The organism is Methylibium petroleiphilum PM1, assembly GCF_000015725.1.
GTDB classification, from domain to species: Bacteria; Pseudomonadota; Gammaproteobacteria; order Burkholderiales; family Burkholderiaceae_C; genus Methylibium; species Methylibium petroleiphilum.
Genome location: NC_008825.1, coordinates 2,508,427 through 2,529,270, shown reverse-complemented (window position 1 = coordinate 2,529,270; position 20,844 = coordinate 2,508,427). Strand labels below are relative to the sequence as shown.

Here is a 20,844-nt window from a genome sequence, read left to right as displayed (position 1 = left end):
AGGTGGATTGATCTGGGTCAATGGAATGCCTTGGTCCGGTACTTGTATCCGTGCACGACAAAGCCCGCCTGGCTACCCTAGCCCCGCACGGGCCATGAGGGCGATGGCCAATCCATAACCCAACAGGGTCGGGAGCACCGTCAGCACGAAACCGAAGCCTCGCCCCGGCGCTCCCTTCGCGTACCCCAGGAAAAATGCCGCCCGGCCGATTCCAAACAGAATCACTGCACTGACGAGAAGCGAAAGCGCTGGCCCCGTGAGCAGCGTGACCAGCGCCAGGTAGGCGCCGCTGGCGAGCACGGCCTGCTCCAGGGTGTTCTGCAGGAACGCGATCCGGATCGCCAGACGCGGGCTGGGCGGACCGAACGCCGAGCCGCGGATGTCCTGCGCCGACTGGCGCCGGCCGCGCGACACGCCCCCCACGCCCAGCGCCACCCACACCAGGAGAAACACCTGCAGGCGAGCCCAGAAGACCAGTCGGTCGCTCAGCGCTTCAGGAAATGCGATGAACCGCGGAAGCAAGAGGAATCCCGCGGCCAAGCCGATGCCACAGGTCAGCACGGCCAGCCCCGCCACCTTGAACAAGGCGCGCCGCTGGCGAGCCAGATCAACCGCCCCTCCTGTGAGTGCGCTGACGCGAGACTGATCGGACGGCGATGTCCCCATGGCACTATCCTCCCAGAATGTGTGGCCGTGCTCGGCGGCTCAACCATGCAGCAGCTCTTCGGTGGTCTCGGTATCCCGATGCCACCACCGGTACAGCGCTGGCAGTACCAGCAGGGTCAGCAGTGTTGAGGAGACGATCCCGCCGATCACCACGGTCGCCAGCGGCCGCTGCACTTCCGAGCCCGCACCGACATTCAGCGCCATTGGCAGGAATCCCAGCGACGCGACCAGCGCGGTCATCATCACCGGGCGCAAGCGACCCAGGGCGCCATCTACGATCGCGCTGTCCAACGGATCGCCTTGTTCGCGCAACTTCCGGATGAAGGCGATCATCACCAGGCCGTTGAGTACCGCGACACCAGACAGCGCGATGAAGCCCACGCCGGCGGAGATCGACAGAGGAATGCCGCGCAGCACAAGGGCAATGATTCCGCCAGTGAGGGCTAGCGGCACGCCACTGAACACAATCGCCGCATCCTTCGCCGAACCGAAGGCCATGAACAGCAGCGCGAAGATGAGCGCGAGGGTCACGGGCACGACGATGGCCAGGCGCTGGCTGGCGGAGATCAGCTGCTCGAAAGTGCCGCCGTAATCGACCCAGTAGCCTTCCGGCAATCGCACGTCGCGGTTGATGCGCGTGCGCAGCTCGCCGACGAAGCTACCCAAGTCGCGCTCGCGCACGTTGGCGGTGATGACCACCCGCCGCTTGCCGTTCTCGCGGTTGATCTGGTTGGGACCGCGTTGCACCTCGATGCGTGCCACTTCGCGCAGCGGCACCGTGCGCGGGGCGCCGGCGGCCCACGACGCCTCATGGCTCGATTCGTCGGGCTGCGCTCCGTCCGGCAACGGAATGGGCAGGTCGGCCAGCGCCGCGGGATCCTGGCGCAAGGCTTCCGGCAAGCGCACGACGAGGTCGAAGCGGCGATCGCCTTCGAACAGTTGCCCGGCGACGGAACCACCGACCGCCGTGGCGACCGTTTCCTGAACATCGCCGGGATTGAGCCCGTACAGCGCCAGCGCGGCCGGATCCGGCGTGACCGTCAGGAGCGGCAGGCCCGTCACCTGTTCGGATTTGACGTCCTCCGCGCCCGGCACCTTGCGCATCACCCGTTCGACGCGGCTGGCCAGTCGCGCCAGCTGCGCCAGATCGTCGCCATAGACCTTTACGGCCACGTCCGACCGCACGCCCGAGATCAGCTCGTTGGTGCGCATCTGGATGGGCTGGGTGAACTCGTAGTTGCTGCCGGGAATTTCGCGGGCGGCGGCTTCCAGTTCCTCGATCAGCTCGCCCTTGGGCTTGCGCGGGTCGGGCCATTGCTCGCGCGGCTTGAGCATCAGGAAGGTATCGGCCATCGACGGTGGCATCGGATCGGTGGCGACTTCGGCCGTGCCGATCTTGGAGAACACGTTGGCCACTTCGGGGAATTGCTTCATCCGCAGTTCCAGCGTCTTTTGCATCGTGACCGACTGCTCCAGCCCGGTGCCCGGGATGCGCATCGGCTGCAAGGTAATGTCGCCTTCGTCCAAGCTCGGCACGAATTCCGCGCCCAGACGCGTGGCCAGCACGCCACTGACCAGCACCAGCACGCCGGCACCAACCAGCACCGCGATGCGTCGACGCAAGGCCCAGGCGAGCATCGGGGCATAGCGCGCCCGCGCCCACGCCATCAGCCGGTTGTCGTGTTCGGCGACGCGGCCGCGCAGGAACACCGCGATGGCCGCCGGCACGAAGGTGAGCGACAGCACCATTGCGCCGGTCAACGCCAGCACCACGGTGATCGCCATCGGATGGAACATTTTTCCTTCGACCCCGGTCAGGGCGAAGATCGGCAGGTAGACCGCGGTGATGATGCCCAGGCCGAACAGGCTCGGGCGAATGACCTCGGCGGTGGCACTGGCGGTGAGGTCGAAACGTTCTTCCTCGCTGAGCACGCGTCCGAGCCGATGTTGCGCATCGCCAAAACGGCGCAGGCAGTTCTCGATGATGATCACCGCGCCGTCGACGATCAGGCCGAAGTCGAGCGCGCCCAGGCTCATCAGGTTGCCCGACACCCCACCGCGCACCATGCCGATGATGGTGAACAGCATCGCCAACGGGATCACCGCGGCGGTAACCAGCGAGGCGCGCACGTTGCCCAGCAACAGGAACAGCACCACGATCACCAGCAGTGCGCCTTCGATCAGGTTCTTGGCCACGGTGTGGATCGTGCGGTCGACCAGCACGGTGCGGTCGTACACCGGCTGGGCGTGCACGCCCTCGGGCAGACTCGCGTTGGCGGCCTCCAGCTTTGCGGCGGCGGCGCGCGAAACTTCGCGACTGTTCGCCCCGAACAGCATGAAGGTCGTGCCGACCACGACCTCGTGGCCGTTCTGCGTCGCCGCGCCGGTGCGCAGTTCCTTGCCTTCGCCCACGGTGGCGACATCGCGCACCCGGATCGGCACGCCTTCGCGCCGGTCCAGGACGATGTTGCCGATCGCGTCCAGGCCCACCAGTTGCCCCGGGACGCGCACCAGGAACTGTTGCCCGTTGCGCTCGATGTAGCCGGCGCCCAGGTTCTGGTTGTTGCGGGCGATCGCGGCGAGCACGTCGCGCAAAGTCAGCCCGAGCGCAACCAGCCGCGCAGGATCGGGCGTGATGTGGATCTGCCGTTCATAGCCGCCGATGCTGTTGACCTCGGTCACGCCCGGCGTGTTGCGCAGCTGCGGACGGATCACCCAGTCCTGCAGGGTGCGCAGGTCCGTGGCGGTGTACGGGCCGCCATCGGGTTTGCGCGCACCCGGTTTGGCTTCCACCGTGTACATGAAGATCTCGCCCAGTCCGGTCGAGATCGGTCCCAGTTCGGGATCGAGGCCTTCGGGCAATTGCGAGGCAATCTGCTGCAGGCGTTCGGCGACCTGTTGCCGCGCGAAATACAGGTCGGTGCCATCCTCGAACACGACCGTGACCTGCGACAGGCCATACCGCGAGAGCGAGCGCGTGTAGTCCAGCCGCGGCAGGCCCGACATCGCGGTCTCGATCGGGAAAGTCACCCGTTGCTCGGCCTCCAGCGGCGAATAGCCCGGGGCCTGCGTGTTGATCTGGACCTGGATATTGGTGATGTCGGGCGTGGCGTCGATCGGCAGGTGCCGGTAGCTCCACACGCCCAGCGCGACGAGCGCACCGGTGAGCACCAGCATCAACCAGCGATGTCGGATCGAGAAGCGGATGAGGCGTTCGAGCATCATCGCGATCTCACTCCTCTTCTTCGACGGTGGACTTTTCGATGTCCGCCTTGACCAGGAAGCTCTGCGCGATGACCACGCGCTCGCCCGGTTTCAACCCATCCACGACCTCCACGCGCTCGGCGTCGCGCCGCCCCAGCTTCACGGGACGCGTGCGGTAGACATCGCCCTGTTGCACATAGACCACGTCCTGATCCTTGGCGGTCTGCAGCGCTGTCACCGGCACCACCAGCGTCACCGGCTGGCGGTCCACCGTGATGCGCGCCTTGACGGCGGAGCCCGGTCGCCACTGGCCGTCGGCGTTGGGCAGCGCCGCGCGGGCCACGGTGCTTTGACTCACGGTCGCGGTGCCGGGCAGCACGCGTTCGAGCGTGGTCGTCGCCGTGACGCCATCGCTCAACCGCGTGACCGTCACTGGCGCGCCGGCGCGAATGTGCTGGGCGTCGCCACCGAAGATGTGCAAGTCCACCCACAACGTCGACAGGTCGGCGATTTCGAACAGCGGCGCACCTTCGGCCGCGGTCATGCCGACGGCGGCTTGCCGCGCCATCACCACGCCGTCGATCGGTGCGGCGATCGCATACGTGGTCAGGCTGAGATTGCTTTCCACGGTCGTCAGCACCTGGCCGCGGCGCACACGATCCCCCGGTTGTGCGCGCACGGAACGGATCGGACCCGGGAAGCGGGCCGTGACTTGCGCGACGCGCCCATCGATGGGGGTCAGCAATCCCTGCACCTCATGTTCGTCGGCAATCTCGCCCGGGCCGACCGCCGCGACGCGGATGCCCGCCGCCGCCGCGGTCTTGGCCGGGATCGTTGTTTGCTGCGGGATTTCCTCGCCGTGCTCGTCGGCTTCGTGCGATTCGGCCGCTTCGGTGCCGGTGGATTTGGAGGGGCTGCAGGCGCTCAACAGCACCGCAATGGCGAAGGCGGTGGCCAAGGGTCGGATCATGGGGTTACTCCGGAAACACCGGCCGGCTGCACGAAGGGCTGACCGGTCAGTCGCTGGATTTCAATGAGGGCGCGTTGCGCATCGAGCGCAACGTCGAGCTGCTGTTGCCGGGCGGCGGTCTGCTCGGACTGCAGTTGCGCCCATTCGAGGTAACTGATGGCGCCGGCGCGGTAAGCGCGCTCGGCCGCCTGTTCGGCGCGTGCAAGCCTAGGCAACACGTCGCGCTGCAGGCGGACGACTTCGGCTTGCGCCACGGTGTAGCGGCCGTGGGCCTCCACCAGCGTCGAGTACAACGACAGCCCCTTGGCTTCGCGTTCGATCGACAGCGCCTCCAGTTCGGCCTGTGCCGCGCGGATCTCCGGCTCGGCACGTGCGCGGCTGCCCAACGGCAGCGAAACGCCGGCGACCAAGGCGGTTTCGCCGCTGTCCTGCAGGCGGCGGATGCCGACCTGCCAGTCCAGATCGCGTGCCGCGGCGGACTGCGCCAACCGCAGGCGCGCCTCGCCGACGCGTCGTTCGTCGGCGAACTGGGCCAGCTCCGGCGTGCGCTCCAGCTCGCTCACCAGAGCCTCGACCGGCGCGATGGCCGGCAGCGCCAGCGGATCGCCGGCCAGCGCCTCGAACGCGGGAGCGCGTTCGCCCCACAGCGCGGCCAGGTGCTGCCGTGCGGCCGCGAACTGTTGCGCGGCGCGGTCGCGGGCGAGTTCGGCCCGGGCGAGTGCCGCTTGCGCGGTCAACAGCACCGATTCGGGCGACGCACCGGCCTGCAGGCGGTGGCGTGCGGCGGCCACGGTGCGCTGGCGCTGCTCGACATCCCGCGCGGCGAGGCTGCGGGTACGATCCGCGGCCACCACGGCCAGGTAACGCCGTGCCGTCTCCGCCAGCAGGTCCAGGCGGCGCGTCTCGCGTTGCACGGCCAGGGCGTCGATGCGGCTCTGCGCCAAGGCGCGCCGCGCATCGAGCTTGCCGCCGCGCTCCAGGACGGAGGCCAGGCTCAGCGTCAACTCGGCGCCGTCCATGCCGCGGGTTTCGCCGGTGCCGAACGCATTCTCGATCTCGGCGCCAAGCACCCAGGGCGGGCGTTGCGCCGACCGCTCACGTTCGGCCTCAAGCACCTTGGCGCGGGCGTCGACCCAGCGCAGGTCAGGGTGCGTTGCGGCAACACGCGCAATCGCCTCGTCCAAGGTCATTCGCTCGGTGGCGTTGGCCGGCGCGATCACCGCGCTGGACAGCAGCCACGCGGCCGCGAATAGGAACCGCATGCAGTGCTCCCGAGGAATGAGGCCAGCAAATTTCTGTAGCCACTGGCGCCGTGACCGCGCGTAGAAGTCTCGCCTCATGAGCTGACGCGGGCCCGACGCGCGTCGCCGAGGATCTCCACGGCCTCCTTGATCACGTACAACCCGATCAGGGTGCCGATGACGAAGTCCGGATACGGCGAGGCCAGCCACCACACCAAGGCGCCCGCCAGAATGACGCCGAGGTTGGCCACCACATCGGCGCGCGTGAACAACCAGGTGGCGCGCAGGTGCACCTCACCTGACTTCAGCGGCGCGAGCATGCGCAGCACGGTGAAGTTCACCGCCAGCGACACCAGCGCGGTCCCCATCATCCAGCCGCTCAAGGGCTCGGCGCCGTAGAGCACGCGGCGTCCCACTTCGACCAGCACGCCCAGGCCGAGCAGCAACAGCACGCTGCCGCTGAGCAGCGCCGCGTTGGCCTTGAAACGCGCCGTGCGCCCGATCGCGATCAGACCGATCGCATAGGCGGTCGCATCCGACAGCATGTCCAACGCATCGGCGAGCAGGCCCGTGGACTCGGCGATCCAGCCGGCGACGCCGCCGACCACCGCCATGGCGGCATTGAGCACTAAGGCGATCCGCAGGATCTTTCGCTCCTGTGCATTTTTAGCTTCGTGGTGGCAGCCGCAATCGCTCATCGGGAAGGTTCCAGGTAGGGGCGTAGGTCATCGGGAATCGGTAGCGAGCGCAACGCGCCGACGCGGGCACCGCCGGTGTTGCCGCGCGGCATCCACACCCAGGTAAACAACAGCGCGGCCGGAATGCGGAGTAGCTGGCCGAGCGCTTCGCGCCAGTCACCCGCGCGGCGCGCCCAGCGCCAGAAGGCAATGTGTGTGCACACGTGGCGCATGGTGCGGGTCTGACCCAATACGTGTGCGCGCTCGAAGGTCGCATATGCCGCCTGCAGATCGCCGGCGTCCAGCGCGGCGTAACCATCGGACAGGGACGCGGCAAAGACGGTCGCCACCGCAGCGGCGCGCTCACCATCGGATGCGTGCGCCAGGAATGGCCACGCCAACTGCCCCAGATAGTCCGTGGGCATGACCTCCTCGCGCAGCCCCACATCGCCGGCGCGCAGGGTGTCGGGGCGGTCGAGGAACGTGCCGAACAGCCGGTCCCACACCATGAAGAACTCGCCGAAGTTCACCTGCGCGTCCTCGTATTCGCGCTTGTGGTGCCAGCGATGCACTTCGGCCACGCCCAGCCAGCGCCGCAGCGGACCCACGCGGTAATCGAGATTGGCGTGCTGGAAGGCCAGCTGCACGCTGAGCAACCCCAGCCACGCGCTGAGCACGTACGCGGGTGCGCCAAGCCCTACGCTCACCACCAGGCCGGGACCAGCCATCAGCAGCGCGCTCAGCGGATGGCGCCGTTCGCCATTGAGCCAATACAGGCGTTCGGCGCTGTGATGGATGGCGTGCAGGCGCCAAGTCCACGCATAGCAATGGCTGAGCCGGTGCATGGCGTACAACCCGGCATCGATGATGGCCCCGGCCAGCAGCAGCTGCAGCCAGCCATTCCAGTTCGTCGGCCAGACCGACGTAACGGGCACGCGATCGCGCAGTGCATGCAACGCCAGCGCGGTGCCCGCGAGCAGGGCAAAGTTGGCGACGCCGTGAAATACGTCGGCGCGCAGATCACCATGATCGCGCCGCCATGCGGCTTCATACGGTTGCACGCGTTCGAGCCAAGCCACGGCGGCAATGCCGGTGGCCGCCATCAGCGGCAGCGTCGGCCATGGTGGCAACATTGCTATCGCGACGGCGCCAGCTACCAGAGCGGCCAACACCATGACGAACGGATAGCTGCCATAGCGGATCAGCGTGGCGAGGTGCATGAGCTCTCCTTCGTTGGCATCGGGATCAGCGTTAGGGCGGTGTGACCGCATTGGCATCCACTCATGGCAGGCCCTTCACGAATTCGACGGTCGCGTGCGTGCGGACGCCGGCACGGCACGAGCGTTGAACAGAAAGCCGACCACGGCCGCCGTCGCCACCGCCAGCTGCGCGAGCAGCGACTGCCAGGACGGATAGACGCCAAGCCACTCGACCCGCGGTCCCGCGATCAGCGCCTGCGGCACCCAACCTGCTTCCTGCAGCGCGGCCACGCCCTTGCCGACCAGGACCACCGCCAGTACGGCGATCAGGATCGAGCTGATCGAGAAGAATTGGCCGATCGGCAGGCGCCTGCTCACGCGCAGCATCCAGTACGCCACCGCGGCGAGGACCACACTGCCGACCAGCAGGCCCGCGACGATGGCGCCGGAGGCTTGCTCGCTCCACATCGCGATGTAGAACAGGATCGTCTCGAACACCTCGCGGTACACCGCGACGAAGGCCAGCACGAACAGGAACATCGCCGAACGCCGCGTCAATGCGGCCGACAGCTTCGCGTGCAGGTATTGCTGCCAGCGGCCGGCCAGGCTCTTCTGATGCATCCAGATGCCCACGCTGAGCAGTACGGCGGCGGCGAACAGCGCCGACACGCCTTCGGTCACCTCGCGATTGGCGCCGCTGATGTCGACCAGATAGGTGGCCACCGCCCAGGTCGCCGCACCGGCCAGCAAGGCGCCGACCCAGCCGGCATGGACGTAGGGCAGCACTTCGCGGCGTTCGGCCTTGCGCAGGAACGCGATCATGCCGATGACAATCAGCAGCGCCTCCAGCCCTTCCCGAACTAGGATCGTGAAGCTGCCGAGGAACGCCGTGGTGGTGTCCAGGTGCGTGTCGGCCAGCACCGCTTCGGCGCGATCGAACAGCGCGTTGATCTGCGCCTTCTGCGTGGCAAGGTCCGCCGGCGCCGTGCGGCGGCCCAACTGGGTGCGGTAGCGGGCCAGGGTGGTTTCGATTTCGCGCAGCAGCTCGACATCGCGTGCGGCCAGCGTCGGCTCGACCGGCTCCACCCCGTCCAGATAGGCCGACAGCGCCAGTGTCGTGGCCTGCGTCGCGTCACCCGCGATATAGGCACGCTCGCTCTCGGCCAGCCGCTGGCGGGCCAACGCGAACGGACCGGCCCCCGCCACCGGTTCGGTCACCGCCTGCGGACGGGATCGGAGGTAGGCGACGATGGCGTGGGCCTGCGCGGCAGGCAGCGCCGCGGCGAGGTCGGCTTCGCGGGTACGGGTCAGCGCTTCCAGCGAGGGGATGCGTCCACGCAGCTCCCCGTTCTGGCGCCACAAGGCCTCGCCGTCCGCACGGGCCTGCGGCGAATAGGCCAGGCTGCCCACGTAGAACGCCAGCGCCCAGCGATCGTTCTCGGGCAGGCCGGCGAAGCTCGCCATGCTGGTGCCCGGCACACCCTGCGATATCACTTCGTACAGGGCCAGCGGCGTGCGCTGGTCGGCGCGGCCAGCGTCGGCAAAGGCGATCGGCGGCGGATCCAGCCCGGCTGCGGCGGGGCCATCGCCGTGACCCGTCGGACCGTGGCAGGCGGCACACTGCTGGGCATAGAGCGCCGCGGCTCGCGCCGGTTCCGGCGGCGAAGCGGGCACCGCGCCGATGGGGTAGCTGGCCAGCAGGTCATCGGCCAGTCCGCGTGCGAGCGTGGCGACCTGCGCGGGTTCGGCTTTGGCGGCAACGGCGGCAACCAGCCGCTCGGCCTGGGCCAGTAGCGCGGGTTGCTTGGGCGTGGCGGGCAATGCCGCCAGTTGCGTGCGCACCGCGCCGGCGAACTCCTGCATCTCGGCGTACTCGCCCGGGGCCACGACGCGGCCGCCCTGGACCGCGCCGGCGTAGTCCACCGCGATGTAGTCGAGCATCTGCCAGGTCTGGCGCGGGTTGGCCTGGGGCAAATCGGCATGAGCCGGCAGTAATGCGGCCCAGCCGACCAGAAGGATAAAAAGGTTCAAACGATGCCAGGCAAACAGTAGGGGCATGGACGTGAACGCAGCAGGGTCGCCGCCGGGGTGGCAGCGAGGACATACACAGCGTAAAGTCCGTAGCCACTACAGGGTCAAGTGGAATGCGAATGAAAATCAGTGAAGCCGCCGCCGCCAGCGGTTGCCACCTAGAAACCATCCGCTATTACGAGCGTGTCGGGCTGATGCCACGACCGACACGGACCGGAAGCGGCTACCGCGCGTTCACGCCGGCCGATGTCGAGCGGCTGCGGTTCATCAGCCGCGGTCGCGAACTGGGGTTCAGCTTGGAGGAGATCCGCAGCCTGCTGCGGCTGAATGACGATCCGAGCCTCTCGTGTGGCGATGTCGACGTACTGGCCCGCGCGCACCTGGCCGACATCCATCAGCGGATTCAGGCGTTGACCCGCATGGCTGGCGAACTGGATCGGGTGATCGCCCAATGCGCCGGCGGCGAGCGCGGGACGTGCACCATCCTCGGAGCGCTGCGGCACACGGGCGAGGCGTGCGCAGGATCGGATGCCACCCATGACCTTGGTGCGCTACGCCGAAGCGGCATCTGAAATAGGGTTCGACCTGCACCTTGGCGCCTTCGTCGGGCACTTCGGTCACGAGCGTGCGATCGAGCACCGCGAACTCGGCTCGTCCCGTCTTGACGACGATGGCCTCGTCGGTGGTGGCGATGACCTTGCCCTCGAAAGGCTTCGGGTCGATGTGAAAGCCCAGTGTCGCGCCAAGCTGTCCGACCTGAGCCGGATCGAGGCAGCCTTATCCACGCTGGTTGGTGAGTGCCATGCGCATCAAGGCAATGTTTCCTGTCCGCTGATCGCCGCCCTGCATTGCTGATGGGTCATGGATTGGCCTGGGTATCAGGGAAGCGCCATGGACGTCGGACATCTCGGGCAACTGTCCTCCGAAAACGGCGGGCGCCACCGCGTTCGATGAAAAAGAAGAGCCCCGACGTGGGGGCTCGAATGGGTTGCGGGTTACTCGTCGTCGTAGAGCGTCAGCCCGTCCAGCACGGGCGCGTCGGCATCGAACACCAACATGCGAACGTCAGCGAGCGCAGCCAGGTGCAACACTTCCACGAAGGATTCCGGCACGCCCTTGGCCCGGTGCTCCTGCCGCAGCTCTTCGGCCGTGATGCCCTCGACATGCTGCAGGTTCGCATCCGTCCAGGAGGTGGCGATCAGCTTCACGCCGACCGCCGGGCTGTAGGGAATGCGGAAGGCGACGAACAGAAAGCCGCTCGGCGTGGCGATGTCCGCCAGTTCGGCGAGGAAGCGACCGGCCTCCTCGGTGATGTGCGCCGAACTGATTTCCCAGGCACGGCTGAAGAAGCCGGTCTCGAAGCGCAGGCGGCGTACCACCTCGCGCGCGGCTTCCTCGGAGTAGGTATCGCCGACGTGCAGCGGCTGGCCGGCTTCTTCGGCCATGACGGCGTAGACGAGGTTTCGGGCGATGCCGTGGCTGGGGCACTGCGCGTCCAGCTCGGGCGGCACGATCTGGCCCTCGGTGATCAGCGCGAAGTCGTCGCAGAAGACGCAGGCATGGCGCTCGACCTGGCTGTCCGGCAGGTGCGACTGCGAGACGTGCAGCGGCAGATAGCTCAGCGGGCAGTCGTCGTCGTAGGAAATCGCCAGCAGCCGCTGCACGGACAGGCCATCGTAGCCGCGGACGAAGGGATTGTTGGAATGGGACATGGGATTCCTCCAGCAGAGGATGGCCGAGGCAATCCCCTGCCGGGGATTGAACCCCAGTAGGTGGATGAAGTGGCAGCCGGTCAGCCGGCCGCGGCATCGGGCCGCCCTGGTGGCGGGCGGTGCGGGTCAGTGGAAGATGCTGATTCGGGACATGGCCGCTCCTGCGAAAAGAAGGAGGGACATGGCCCCGAACGGGGACGCATGTCCCTCGTGGGGTGGGATGAAAGGACGGTGGGTTGCCAGGCGCGGCTCACCAGCCGTTGTAGTGCAGCGTGAGGTCAGCGATGACCTGGCGCCGTTCCAGATCGAGGCCGCCGAAGTCGGACAGCCCCTCGAAGCCGCAACGCTTGAGCATCGCGCCACCCTCGCGGGCGTTGTAGAAGCTCACCATCGCGGACAGGAACATGCGTTGACCGCTGCTCAGCACGCCCAGGGCGTCGTTGAGCATCAGCATGTTGGGCCGCAGATCCCACTTGGTGGTGGCACGCTGCAGACCTTCGCGTGTGCCGTCGCCGAACCACTCGTGGCCGGCGATCTGCGCGCCGCGCTTCCAGGCCTCGAAGAAGGCCTGCGGTGCAGCGTCGAAGTGCGCCTGTTCCAGCGCCATCTGATCGAGCACGTCTTCGGGCAAAGACAGATTCATGAGAGGACTCCTTGAAGGGTGGGGAATCAGGGCTGAGCGCGCTGCGTCCAGGCATGGGTATCCAGGGCGCGCTGTGCTGCGAGGTGGGTGGGGAAATACTCGACGGACTCCCGCGATACCGGGCCTTCGTCGTCTTGCGTGCCGATGTACTGGCCGGCCGCGCTGCGCAGCACCTGTAGCGGCAAACGCTTGCCGGTCCAGGCCAGCGCCAGCGCACCACTGCGCACTGCGGTTGCAGAGGAAGATGCGGAAGGTTCAGACATGCCGTGCTCCTTGGTGGGTCGGGGAGCACGCATCCCACAGGGGATGGGGTTCCCCTCGGGTGGTTGAGAAAAGTGCATCGTCGCCAGGCCGGCGAGCGTCCGCGGTGGGCGATGCGAAGCGGACTGGATCGGTCAACGCGGCGAACCGCGTTGCAGTCTTGAAGACCGAGACTGCCAGGGCATGCCGCTGACGACGGTCAGCAACGCATGAGGGTGAGCTTCGGACTATCAGATAGCCGCGTCACGCAGCAATCGGGCGCAGTGGCGTCCCCGATTGGGGTCGGGCGCGCCCGGTCCTCTATTGCGATGTGCTTGCACAATTATTCAATCGATGTTGTATTATTGAACTATGAACGAGACCCAAGCCGTTTCCGCCCTGAGCGCCCTGGCCCACACCCAGCGGCTGCGCGTGTTCCGCGCCCTGGTCGTCGCCGGCCCCGAAGGGCTCACGCCCAGCGTCCTGGCCGACCAGCTCGACGTGGCCCGCAACACCCTGTCCTTCCATCTGAAGGAGCTGGCCCATGCCGGCCTCGTCACCATCGAGCAACAGGGCCGCAACCTGATCTACCGCGCCGACTTCGCCCACATGAACGGGCTGCTCGGCTACCTGACCGAGCACTGCTGCCAAGGTGGCGTGTGCGAGGCCAATGAATCCACCCGTGCCTGCGCCTCCTGCTGAAAGGAACCTCCATGAAACGCTTCCACGTCCACCTGCACGTCGATGACCTGAATCGCAGCATCGGCTTCTATTCCCAACTGTTCGCCGCGCAGCCGGCTCGCATCGAGGCCGACTACGCGAAGTGGATGCTCGAAGACCCGCCGGTCAACTTCGCCATCTCCACGCGCGGCAGCAAGCCGGGCATCGACCACCTGGGCATCCAGACCGATGACGCCGACGAACTCACCGCCTTGAAGGCCCGCGCGCAGGCTGCCGACATGGCGCTGCTCGACGAAGGCACCACGACCTGCTGCTATGCACGCAGTGAGAAGCACTGGGTCACCGACCCGCAGGGCGTGGCCTGGGAGCATTTCCACACGCTGGGCAACATCCCCGTGTTCAACGAAGCGCCGCAGCCCGCGCCGAGCACAGCTCCAGCTTGCTGCGCGCCGAGTGACAGTCGCGCCGCCGCGAAACGGGCTGCTTCTTGCTGCTGACGCGAGGCATCGATGACGACTGAAACCACCTACAACGCGCTGTTCATCTGCACGGGCAATTCGGCCCGGTCGATCCTCGCCGAGGGCATCCTGAATTCGCTGGGCCAAGGGCGCTTCCGCGCCTACTCCGCGGGCAGCCATCCCAAGGGCGAGGTGCATCCGCTGGCGCTCGCCACGCTGGAGCGCCTGCGCCTGCCAACGACCGGCTACCGCAGCAAGAGCTGGGACGAATTCGTGGCGCCCGGTGCGCCGGTGTTCGATTTCATCTTCACCGTCTGCGACAACGCCGCTGGCGAGGTGTGTCCCGTATGGCCGGGCAAGCCGGTGTCGGCCCATTGGGGCGTGCCCGATCCGGCCGCCGTCGAAGGCAGCGAGGAACAGCAGCGCAAGGCGTTCATGGACGCCGCGTTGACGCTCAAGCGTCGCATCGAGCTGTTCCTGTCGCTGCCGCTCCAACGGCTCGATGCCATGTCGCTGCAGCATGAGCTGCGCGTCATCGGCAAGCAGTGAGGTAGCACGATGACCGTACAGACAGAAGCCGTCGCCGCCACGCCATCGTTCTCGATGAGCATCTTCGAGCGCTACCTGACGGTGTGGGTGCTGCTGTGCATCGTCGCCGGCATCGCCCTGGGCCAGCTCGCGCCTGGCGCGTTCCAGGCCGTCGGCCGCATGGAAGTGGCCCAGGTCAACCTGCCGGTCGGCCTGCTCATATGGGTCATGGTGATCCCGATGCTGCTCAAGGTGGATTTCGGCGCGCTCGGCCAGGTTCGCCAGCACTGGCGTGGCATCGGCGTGACGCTGTTCGTCAACTGGGCGGTCAAGCCGTTCTCGATGGCACTGCTGGCCTGGCTGTTCATCCGCCACGTCTTCGCCGACTGGCTGCCGGCCGACCAGCTCGACAGCTACGTCGCCGGCCTGATCCTGCTGGCCGCCGCGCCGTGCACAGCGATGGTGTTCGTGTGGAGCCGACTGACCGGCGGCGACCCGGTATTCACTCTGTCGCAGGTGGCGCTGAACGACACCATCATGGTGTTCGCCTTCGCGCCCATCGTCGGGCTGCTGCTGGGCCTGTCGGCGATCACCGTGCCGTGGGACACGCTGCTGACCTCAGTGGTGCTCTACATCATCATCCCCGTCGTCCTCGCGCAGGTGTGGCGCCGCTCGCTGCTGCGTCGTGGACAGGCCGCGTTCGACCGCGCGCTGGAGCGCCTCGGCCCGCTCTCAATCGCAGCGCTGCTGCTGACGCTGGTGTTGCTATTCGCCTTCCAGGGCCAGGCCATCCTGCGACAGCCGCTGGTGATCGCCATGCTCGCCGTGCCCATTCTGATCCAGGTGTTCTTCAATTCCGGCCTCGCCTACTGGCTCAACCGCAGGGTCGGCGAGAAGCACAACATCGCGTGTCCCTCGGCGTTGATCGGTGCCAGCAACTTTTTCGAGCTGGCAGTGGCAGCGGCCATCAGCCTGTTCGGCTTCCATTCCGGCGCGGCCCTCGCCACCGTGGTCGGCGTGCTGATCGAAGTGCCGGTGATGCTGCTGGTGGTGCGCGTGGTCAACCGTTCCCGCGCCTGGTACGAACAGGCCCCGCGCAACGCAGCGAGGCATCCGGCATGAGTACCGTCACGATCTACCACAACCCGGACTGCGGCACGTCGCGCAACACGCTGGCGCTGATCCGCGCCAGCGGCATCGAGCCCACGGTCATCGAGTACCTGAAAACGCCGCCCGACCGCGAGACCTTGAAGGCGCTGATCGCGCGGATGGGCATGGGCGTGCGGGATGTGTTGCGCATCAAGGGCACGCCCTACAAGGAACTGGGCCTGGATGCCGCGCATTGGAGCGACGACCAGTTGATCGATCAGATGCTGGCGTACCCGATCCTCATCAATCGGCCCATCGTGGTGTCGCGCTCGGGCGTGCGCCTGTGCCGCCCCTCGGACACGGTGATCGACCTGCTGCCGCAACGACCGGCGGGCGAGAACCGCAAGGAGGATGGCACGCCGCTGCTGGTGGATACGCCGATCGCCGGCAGCGACCCGGACCTCGCCCTGGCTTTGCAAGAGGCCGTGCTTCCCACGGACGACCTGGCCGAACCAGGGCGCAGCTTCTTCGCCTATGCCACGGTGTCCGGCGAGCGCGTGGGCTACGGCGGCTTCGAGCGCCTGGGCCGAGACGTGCTCGTGCGCTCCCTGGTGGTGCTGCCACACGCACGCCATCGCGGCATCGGCGGCGGAATGTTCGCACTGCTGCTGCGCCGTGCCTTCGACGAGGGCGGGCGCGACGCCTGGCTACTGACCACGACGGCGGCGCCGTTCTTCGAGCGCGCGGGCTTCAAGCCAATCGAGCGCAGCGCCGCACCGGCGGCCATCCTTGCCACACGGCAGGCCGCAAGCCTTTGTCCTTCGAGCGCCGTGCTGCTTGGACGTCGAATGTCACTGTGATGTGCCCTCGCAAGGACATCCCGGGACACAGAGGTGCATCAGTGAAATGACTAATCGCCGAAGGCCACGCGGGCCTTCGGCTGGAGAGGAAGGAAAACCACCTGTGGGCTGCGTCAGCGCAGGCCGTCGTCAAAGCCGTTCGCTGCGTCAGCAATCGCACCCGGCCCGTTTCGTGGCTGGGGCCGGAAACCTCTGGCGTGCATCCACACACAAAGGGAGCCCGATGTTTCGCCGGCGGGCACCGGCACGGAATACCCTCGGCCCAAGGGGCCTCCTCACGGCTCGCGCGGCGGCAAGGCGTCAGGAAGCCCCTCGTGACCGAGGCAACGCACACCGATCAAGGGAATGGCGGCGGGAGCGATTCGTGGAGCAATGACCTTCTCGCCCCGTCGCCCGATGGCGGGCAGACGGGGCGCGCACACCGTTGCAGAAGGAGACGCGCGCTTTGGAGTCCCGCGCGGTGCGGGACGTTTGCCTCGCCGCCAGTGAAGTGGCCGGCGCGGCAGGGGGAAGCGAGGATCAGGACGCCTTGGAGGCAGCGCGCCGCTTGCGCGGTGCGCTGCGCCGGCCCGTCGGGGACTCGATCGGCAACGTGCCCTTGCAGTCCGGGTAGCGCGAGCAGGACCAGAACGCGCCGCTCTTGCCCGTGCGCTGCTGCATCGGTGCGGCGCACTGCGGGCAGGCCGGCGCCGGCGGCAGCTTGAGCGAGAGCGTTGCGCCGCGGTACTGCTGCACGAGCTGGCCGACCCACACGGACTGCTTCTCGATGAAGGTGTCCAGCGTCATCTGGCCGGCCTCGATCATGTCGAGCGCCTGCTCCCACACCGCCGTGGTGCCGGGGTCGGCGATGGCTGAGGGCACCGCGTCGATGAGCGTGAATGCCGCGTCGGAAGCGCGGACGGCGCGGCCTTTCTTGACCAGGTAGCCGCGACCGATCAGACCGTTGATGATGTTGGCGCGTGTCGCCTCGGTGCCGATGCCGGTGGTATCTCGCAGCTTCTGCTTCAGGCGCGGGTCGGTCACGAGCTTGGCGACGGTCTTCATGGCCTTGATCAGCTCGCCCTGCGTGTAGGGTTTGGGCGGCAGCGTCTTCAGCGCCTTGAGATCCACCTTTCCGACCGGGCAGGACAGGCCCGCATGCAGGGCGGGCAGCACCTGGCTGCGCTGCGCATCCTCGCCATCGGCATCGTCCGGCCCCGGCGTCGCCAGCACCTCACGCCAGCCGATGACGGCGATCTGCTTGCCCACGGCCGCCAGCGACTGACTGCCGCACGAGAACTGCGCCACCGTCCGGTCGAACTCATGGTGTGGGAGGAACTGCGCGAGGTAATGAGCGCGGATCAGCCGGTAGACGGCCAGTTCCTTCTCGTTCATGGCCGACAGGTTGGCGGGCTCCAGCGTCGGGATGATGCCGTGGTGAGCCGACACCTTGCCGTCGTTCCATGCACGCGAACGCTGTTGGCGATCCAGGCGCTCGATCAGCGGCCGCAAGCTGGGGTCGGTCTTGACCAGGCTGTTGAGTACCGTCGGCACCTCGGCCAGCATGCTCTCGGGCAGGTAGCCCGAATCCGAGCGCGGATACGTTGTCGCCTTGTGCGTCTCGTACAGCGCCTGGGCAATGTCCAGCGTCTCCTGCACGTCGAGGCCCAACTGCTTGGAGCACACCTCCTGCAGCGTGCCCAGGTCGAACGGCAGCGGCGGCCCTTCGCGCACGCGCTCGGTCTCCACCGACAGCACCTGGGCGGTGCCGGCCGCGCGCAGGAATTCCGCTGCCTGCTGCGCCACCGGCTGCTGCAAGCAGCGGTCGGCGTCGTCGGCGCTGCCTTGCGGCGGCGTCCAGCTTGCGACGAAGGACTGGCCTGCATGCGAAAGCGCAACCTCGATGGCCCAGAACGGTACGCAGACGAATCGCGCGATCTCGCGATCGCGGTCCACGACCAACTTCAGCGTCGGCGTCTGCACGCGCCCCACCGACAGCACGCCGGTATAGCCGGCCTGGCGCCCCAGCAGTGTGAACAAGCGGCTCAGGTTCATCCCAATCAGCCAGTCGGCGCGCGATCGGGCGAGTGCGGAGAAATACAGCGGCAGCGTCTCGTCGGACGGCTTGAGCGCACCCAGCGCTTTGCGGATCGACGCATCGTTGAGCGCCGACAGCCACAGGCGCTGAATCGGCCCGCGGTAGCCGCATAGGTCGATGATCTCGCGGGCGATCATCTCGCCCTCGCGGTCGGCGTCAGTCGCGATCACCAGCTCGCCCGCCTTGGCGACGAGCTGCTGCACGACCTTGAATTGCGCTGCGGTCGCCGCCTTGGGCTCGACACGCCAACGCTCAGGAAGAATAGGCAGTTGTTCGATGGCCCAGCGCTTGTATTGCTCGCCGTAGCCTTCGGGCGGAACCGCCTCCACCAAATGACCGATGCACCAGGTCACGACGACACCCGCGCCGCTGTAGCAGCCGTTGCCGCGTTGACCGGCACCCAGCACACGGGCGATGTCCTTGCCCTGGGACGGCTTCTCGCACAGGAACACGCGCATGAAGCCTCCTCGGAAATGTGCGGTTCATCGGATGGGCGTCAGCTTGGCGGGGCCAGGAGATGCCGGCAGCAAGGAAGCCGATTGATGCAGACACCGCTTTGTGATCGGCAGGCGGTCCGTTGCTGCAGCGGTGCGCATAGACCGCAGGAGCTGGCACAGCAAGAGCGTCGTTTCGGGAGGGCGGCTGGAACTCCGAGGACGACCTTGGAGCTATCCCCTGGGGATAGCTCGCTGGTGCATCGCGGGCGTATGACGGTTGCTACAGCCGCCCTCGGGGGAACGGCGATGGGCGAATTACTGCCCGCCGGCGGGCTTGGCGCTGAGCGCCACCGACTCGATGCGGTACGGCAGGATGCCCACGCGCCGGGCCTCGACCTTGAACGTGACGCGCTCGTTCTCGTCGGCGTCCTCCCATTCGTCGCGAACGGTGCGGCCCTCGACCAGCACCCGCATGCCTTTCTGGTACAGCGTCTTCCAGTGCTCGGCGTCGCGGTGCCACAGCTCCACGGGCGCCCAGAAGCCGCCGCGATCTTCGTACTCGCCGTCCTTCTTCGGGATCGGGTTGTCGAAGTAGACGTTCAGGCGAAGCAGCCGGCGTGGCTCGTCGTTGCCGTTCGGAAATTCGCGGTAGTCCGGCGCAGAACCGATGTTGCCCTCGCCGACGAAGTGCGTGCTCATGGTGACTCCTTGGTGGTGGGTGGAACGGACGCGGTATGCCCGTGGACGCGCCGCAGGTAAGCCGCTTCGGCCTGCGCGGCCTTGTTGGCGCATTCCAGGGCTTGGCGAGCGATGCTGTGGGTCAGGCTGATCTGCATGTTCAGCACGATGCGCTGCAGTTCGATCGCGTACAGCTCGTCGATCAGCGAGGCCGGCGTCGCGGGGTTGGCCAGCAGGGCCTCCCACAACGCCACGCCCATGGAGGAACGGTCGAGGTTGCGCCAGCGCAGGAAGGTCGTCCCTGCGCCAGTGGCCTGCTGGGCCAGTTGCACGTGGAGCAGGCTGAAGGGGTAGGCGCGCGCCTGGGGCAGCACGCGCCGCTGCGCCAGGCCAATCACGTCGTCGCGCAGCGCTGCGCACTGGCTGGCCCAGGTCTCCAGACTCCCCTTACCCTTAAAAGGCTGTAAAAGGCCTTTTAGGTAGCCTGCGTGTTCCAGCCGCTGGAAGTCCGCCTGTTCCAGCGCCACGAAGCGCGTGGAGTGGCTGATGGGGATCGATGCTGTCATGCGCCCGCACCCTCATCGCCCGCCGCACCATCGGCTGCGCCATCCGTGTGAGCCGGCGCATCGGGCTCGATGGCGGGCGCTGCAGGCGGCGCGCCGGGCTTGGTCGTCCGCCGCGCGATCGGTGGCGCGAAGCGCGAGCGGCGCGTGCCTTCCAGCACGTCCTGCGGCAACTCGCCGAACTTCTCCAGCGCCGCTCGCGCCGCCGCGTTCTTTGCCGCGAAGTCGTCGCGCGTCGTGCCCGAGTAGCGGTACTGCTGGGCCAGCGAGAACAGGCTGCGCAGCGCGTGCGCACCATCATTGAGCCAGCGCTCCAAGGTGCTGCGGTCGATCAGCGCCGTGTGGTGCGCCAGGATGAGTTTGCGCGCCAAGTCGTCGTAGTCGGCCAGCAGGTACACCGCCATGAAGCCGAGCTGGGCGTTCACGAACAGCGGCAGCTTCACCGGCTGCACGTTCATGTTCTCGCCCAGCGACAGCGCCGCTGGCACGTCGGCCAACGCCTGGTCCACCTGTTCGCGCAGGGTCTGCAGACGGGTCTTGGTGTCGGCGAGCTTGTCCTCGATCCGCAACATCCACCAATCCGAGTACGGGTCGTCCTGCTCGGCGCCGCGCTTCATCTTGTTCATCGCACTGATGAAGCCGTTGAGTCCGATGATGCCGGCGCGTCCTTCGGTCGGCGCGCGGCCGTGCCAGATGCGCGAAGCGTGGTGTGTGTGCAGTGTCAGCGACATCGCGCTGCGCAGCGATCCGAGATTCAGTTGCAGGGGTTCTGTGCGTTCGTTGGCCATGGGAGCGACTCGCGGTGAATTGGCGAGTCGCCAGCATCGGCATCGGCCGGAAGGCTGTCAGTCAACAAACCGCAGCCCATGCGCGCCCGGTTTGTTCTGCGC

Annotated in this window: 20 protein-coding genes and 1 pseudogene; 6 read left to right on the top strand and 15 right to left on the bottom strand. The window is 67.4% G+C overall.

Annotation, left to right across the window (positions count from 1 at the left end):
* Positions 1–72 precede the first annotated feature (72 nt).
* The 7 genes from MPE_RS11905 to MPE_RS11875 all read right to left on the bottom strand — a co-directional run bounded on the left by MPE_RS11905 (position 73) and on the right by MPE_RS11875 (position 10,015).
* Positions 73–666: an MAPEG family protein gene (locus MPE_RS11905; protein ID WP_011829950.1), complete on the bottom strand. Its 594-nt coding sequence runs from the start codon at positions 664–666 to the stop codon at positions 73–75.
* 39 nt (positions 667–705) lie between these two features.
* Positions 706–3,888, bottom strand: coding sequence for an efflux RND transporter permease subunit (locus MPE_RS11900; RefSeq protein ID WP_041930124.1), 3,183 nt, complete (start codon positions 3,886–3,888; stop codon positions 706–708).
* Positions 3,889–3,898: 10 nt separating this feature from the next.
* On the bottom strand, positions 3,899–4,828 hold the full coding sequence (locus MPE_RS11895; protein ID WP_202796699.1) for an efflux RND transporter periplasmic adaptor subunit: 930 nt from the start codon (positions 4,826–4,828) through the stop codon (positions 3,899–3,901).
* A gap of 8 nt (positions 4,829–4,836) precedes the next feature.
* Positions 4,837–6,102 (bottom strand): TolC family protein, encoded by a 1,266-nt coding sequence (locus MPE_RS11890; RefSeq protein ID WP_011829948.1) that lies wholly within the window; start codon positions 6,100–6,102, stop codon positions 4,837–4,839.
* 74 nt (positions 6,103–6,176) lie between these two features.
* Positions 6,177–6,779 carry a cation efflux transmembrane domain-containing protein gene (locus tag MPE_RS11885; protein ID WP_011829947.1) on the bottom strand — a complete coding sequence of 201 codons (603 nt, stop codon included), beginning with the start codon at positions 6,777–6,779 and terminating at the stop codon, positions 6,177–6,179.
* The gene (locus tag MPE_RS11880) at positions 6,776–7,978 is read right to left on the bottom strand and encodes a DUF3703 domain-containing protein (RefSeq protein ID WP_011829946.1); all 1,203 of its coding nucleotides are present in this window, start codon (positions 7,976–7,978) and stop codon (positions 6,776–6,778) included. The genes MPE_RS11885 and MPE_RS11880 overlap by 4 nt, the downstream gene beginning before the upstream one ends.
* A gap of 75 nt (positions 7,979–8,053) precedes the next feature.
* A complete protein-coding gene (locus tag MPE_RS11875) occupies positions 8,054–10,015 on the bottom strand; it encodes a cytochrome c/FTR1 family iron permease (protein ID WP_011829945.1) in 1,962 nt (653 codons plus the stop codon).
* Positions 10,016–10,107: 92 nt separating this feature from the next.
* Here MPE_RS11875 and MPE_RS11870 point away from each other — a divergent pair, with 92 nt between their 5' ends.
* Positions 10,108–10,560 (top strand): MerR family transcriptional regulator, encoded by a 453-nt coding sequence (locus tag MPE_RS11870; protein WP_202796698.1) that lies wholly within the window; start codon positions 10,108–10,110, stop codon positions 10,558–10,560.
* On the opposite strand, the pseudogene MPE_RS23310 reads toward MPE_RS11870, so the two are convergent.
* From MPE_RS23310 to MPE_RS11850, 4 genes and pseudogenes are all read right to left on the bottom strand, one after another.
* Positions 10,547–10,729 (bottom strand): annotated as a pseudogene (locus MPE_RS23310) (GTPase); the annotation flags it as partial. The gene MPE_RS11870 and the pseudogene MPE_RS23310 overlap by 14 nt on opposite strands.
* Positions 10,730–10,983: 254 nt before the next feature.
* Entirely contained in the window at positions 10,984–11,700 is a 717-nt protein-coding gene (locus MPE_RS11860; protein ID WP_041929664.1) for a DUF5983 family protein, read from the bottom strand.
* Positions 11,701–11,950: 250 nt separating this feature from the next.
* Complete coding sequence (locus tag MPE_RS11855; protein ID WP_011829941.1) at positions 11,951–12,343, bottom strand: hypothetical protein; 393 nt, start codon at positions 12,341–12,343, stop codon at positions 11,951–11,953.
* Positions 12,344–12,369: 26 nt separating this feature from the next.
* Entirely contained in the window at positions 12,370–12,606 is a 237-nt protein-coding gene (locus MPE_RS11850) for a hypothetical protein (RefSeq protein ID WP_011829940.1), read from the bottom strand.
* Positions 12,607–12,955: 349 nt separating this feature from the next.
* Here MPE_RS11850 and MPE_RS11845 point away from each other — a divergent pair, with 349 nt between their 5' ends.
* From MPE_RS11845 to arsN2, 5 genes are read left to right on the top strand one after another with little or no spacing between them, the layout of a single operon-like run.
* Entirely contained in the window at positions 12,956–13,285 is a 330-nt protein-coding gene (locus tag MPE_RS11845; protein WP_011829939.1) for an ArsR/SmtB family transcription factor, read from the top strand.
* 11 nt (positions 13,286–13,296) lie between these two features.
* A complete protein-coding gene (locus MPE_RS11840) occupies positions 13,297–13,761 on the top strand; it encodes an ArsI/CadI family heavy metal resistance metalloenzyme (RefSeq protein WP_011829938.1) in 465 nt (154 codons plus the stop codon).
* 12 nt (positions 13,762–13,773) lie between these two features.
* On the top strand, positions 13,774–14,271 hold the full coding sequence (locus MPE_RS11835; protein ID WP_011829937.1) for an arsenate reductase ArsC: 498 nt from the start codon (positions 13,774–13,776) through the stop codon (positions 14,269–14,271).
* A 9-nt stretch (positions 14,272–14,280) separates the two neighbouring features.
* A complete protein-coding gene (arsB, locus tag MPE_RS11830) occupies positions 14,281–15,372 on the top strand; it encodes an ACR3 family arsenite efflux transporter (protein ID WP_011829936.1) in 1,092 nt (363 codons plus the stop codon).
* The gene (arsN2, locus tag MPE_RS23305; protein WP_011829935.1) at positions 15,369–16,199 is read left to right on the top strand and encodes an arsenic resistance N-acetyltransferase ArsN2; all 831 of its coding nucleotides are present in this window, start codon (positions 15,369–15,371) and stop codon (positions 16,197–16,199) included. The genes arsB and arsN2 overlap by 4 nt, the downstream gene beginning before the upstream one ends.
* A gap of 519 nt (positions 16,200–16,718) precedes the next feature.
* Here arsN2 and MPE_RS11820 read toward each other — a convergent pair.
* The 4 genes from MPE_RS11820 to MPE_RS11805 all read right to left on the bottom strand — a co-directional run bounded on the left by MPE_RS11820 (position 16,719) and on the right by MPE_RS11805 (position 20,742).
* Positions 16,719–18,734 carry a DNA topoisomerase III gene (locus MPE_RS11820; protein ID WP_011829934.1) on the bottom strand — a complete coding sequence of 672 codons (2,016 nt, stop codon included), beginning with the start codon at positions 18,732–18,734 and terminating at the stop codon, positions 16,719–16,721.
* Between the two features lie 294 nt (positions 18,735–19,028).
* A complete protein-coding gene (locus MPE_RS11815; protein ID WP_004362284.1) occupies positions 19,029–19,412 on the bottom strand; it encodes a single-stranded DNA-binding protein in 384 nt (127 codons plus the stop codon).
* Positions 19,409–19,957, bottom strand: a complete 549-nt coding sequence (locus MPE_RS11810) for a DUF3158 family protein (RefSeq protein WP_011829933.1) — start codon at positions 19,955–19,957, stop codon at positions 19,409–19,411. The genes MPE_RS11815 and MPE_RS11810 overlap by 4 nt, the downstream gene beginning before the upstream one ends.
* On the bottom strand, positions 19,954–20,742 hold the full coding sequence (locus tag MPE_RS11805) for a PFL_4669 family integrating conjugative element protein (protein WP_011829932.1): 789 nt from the start codon (positions 20,740–20,742) through the stop codon (positions 19,954–19,956). Before MPE_RS11805 ends, MPE_RS11810 begins: the two co-directional genes overlap by 4 nt.
* Between the last annotated feature and the right edge of the window lie 102 nt (positions 20,743–20,844).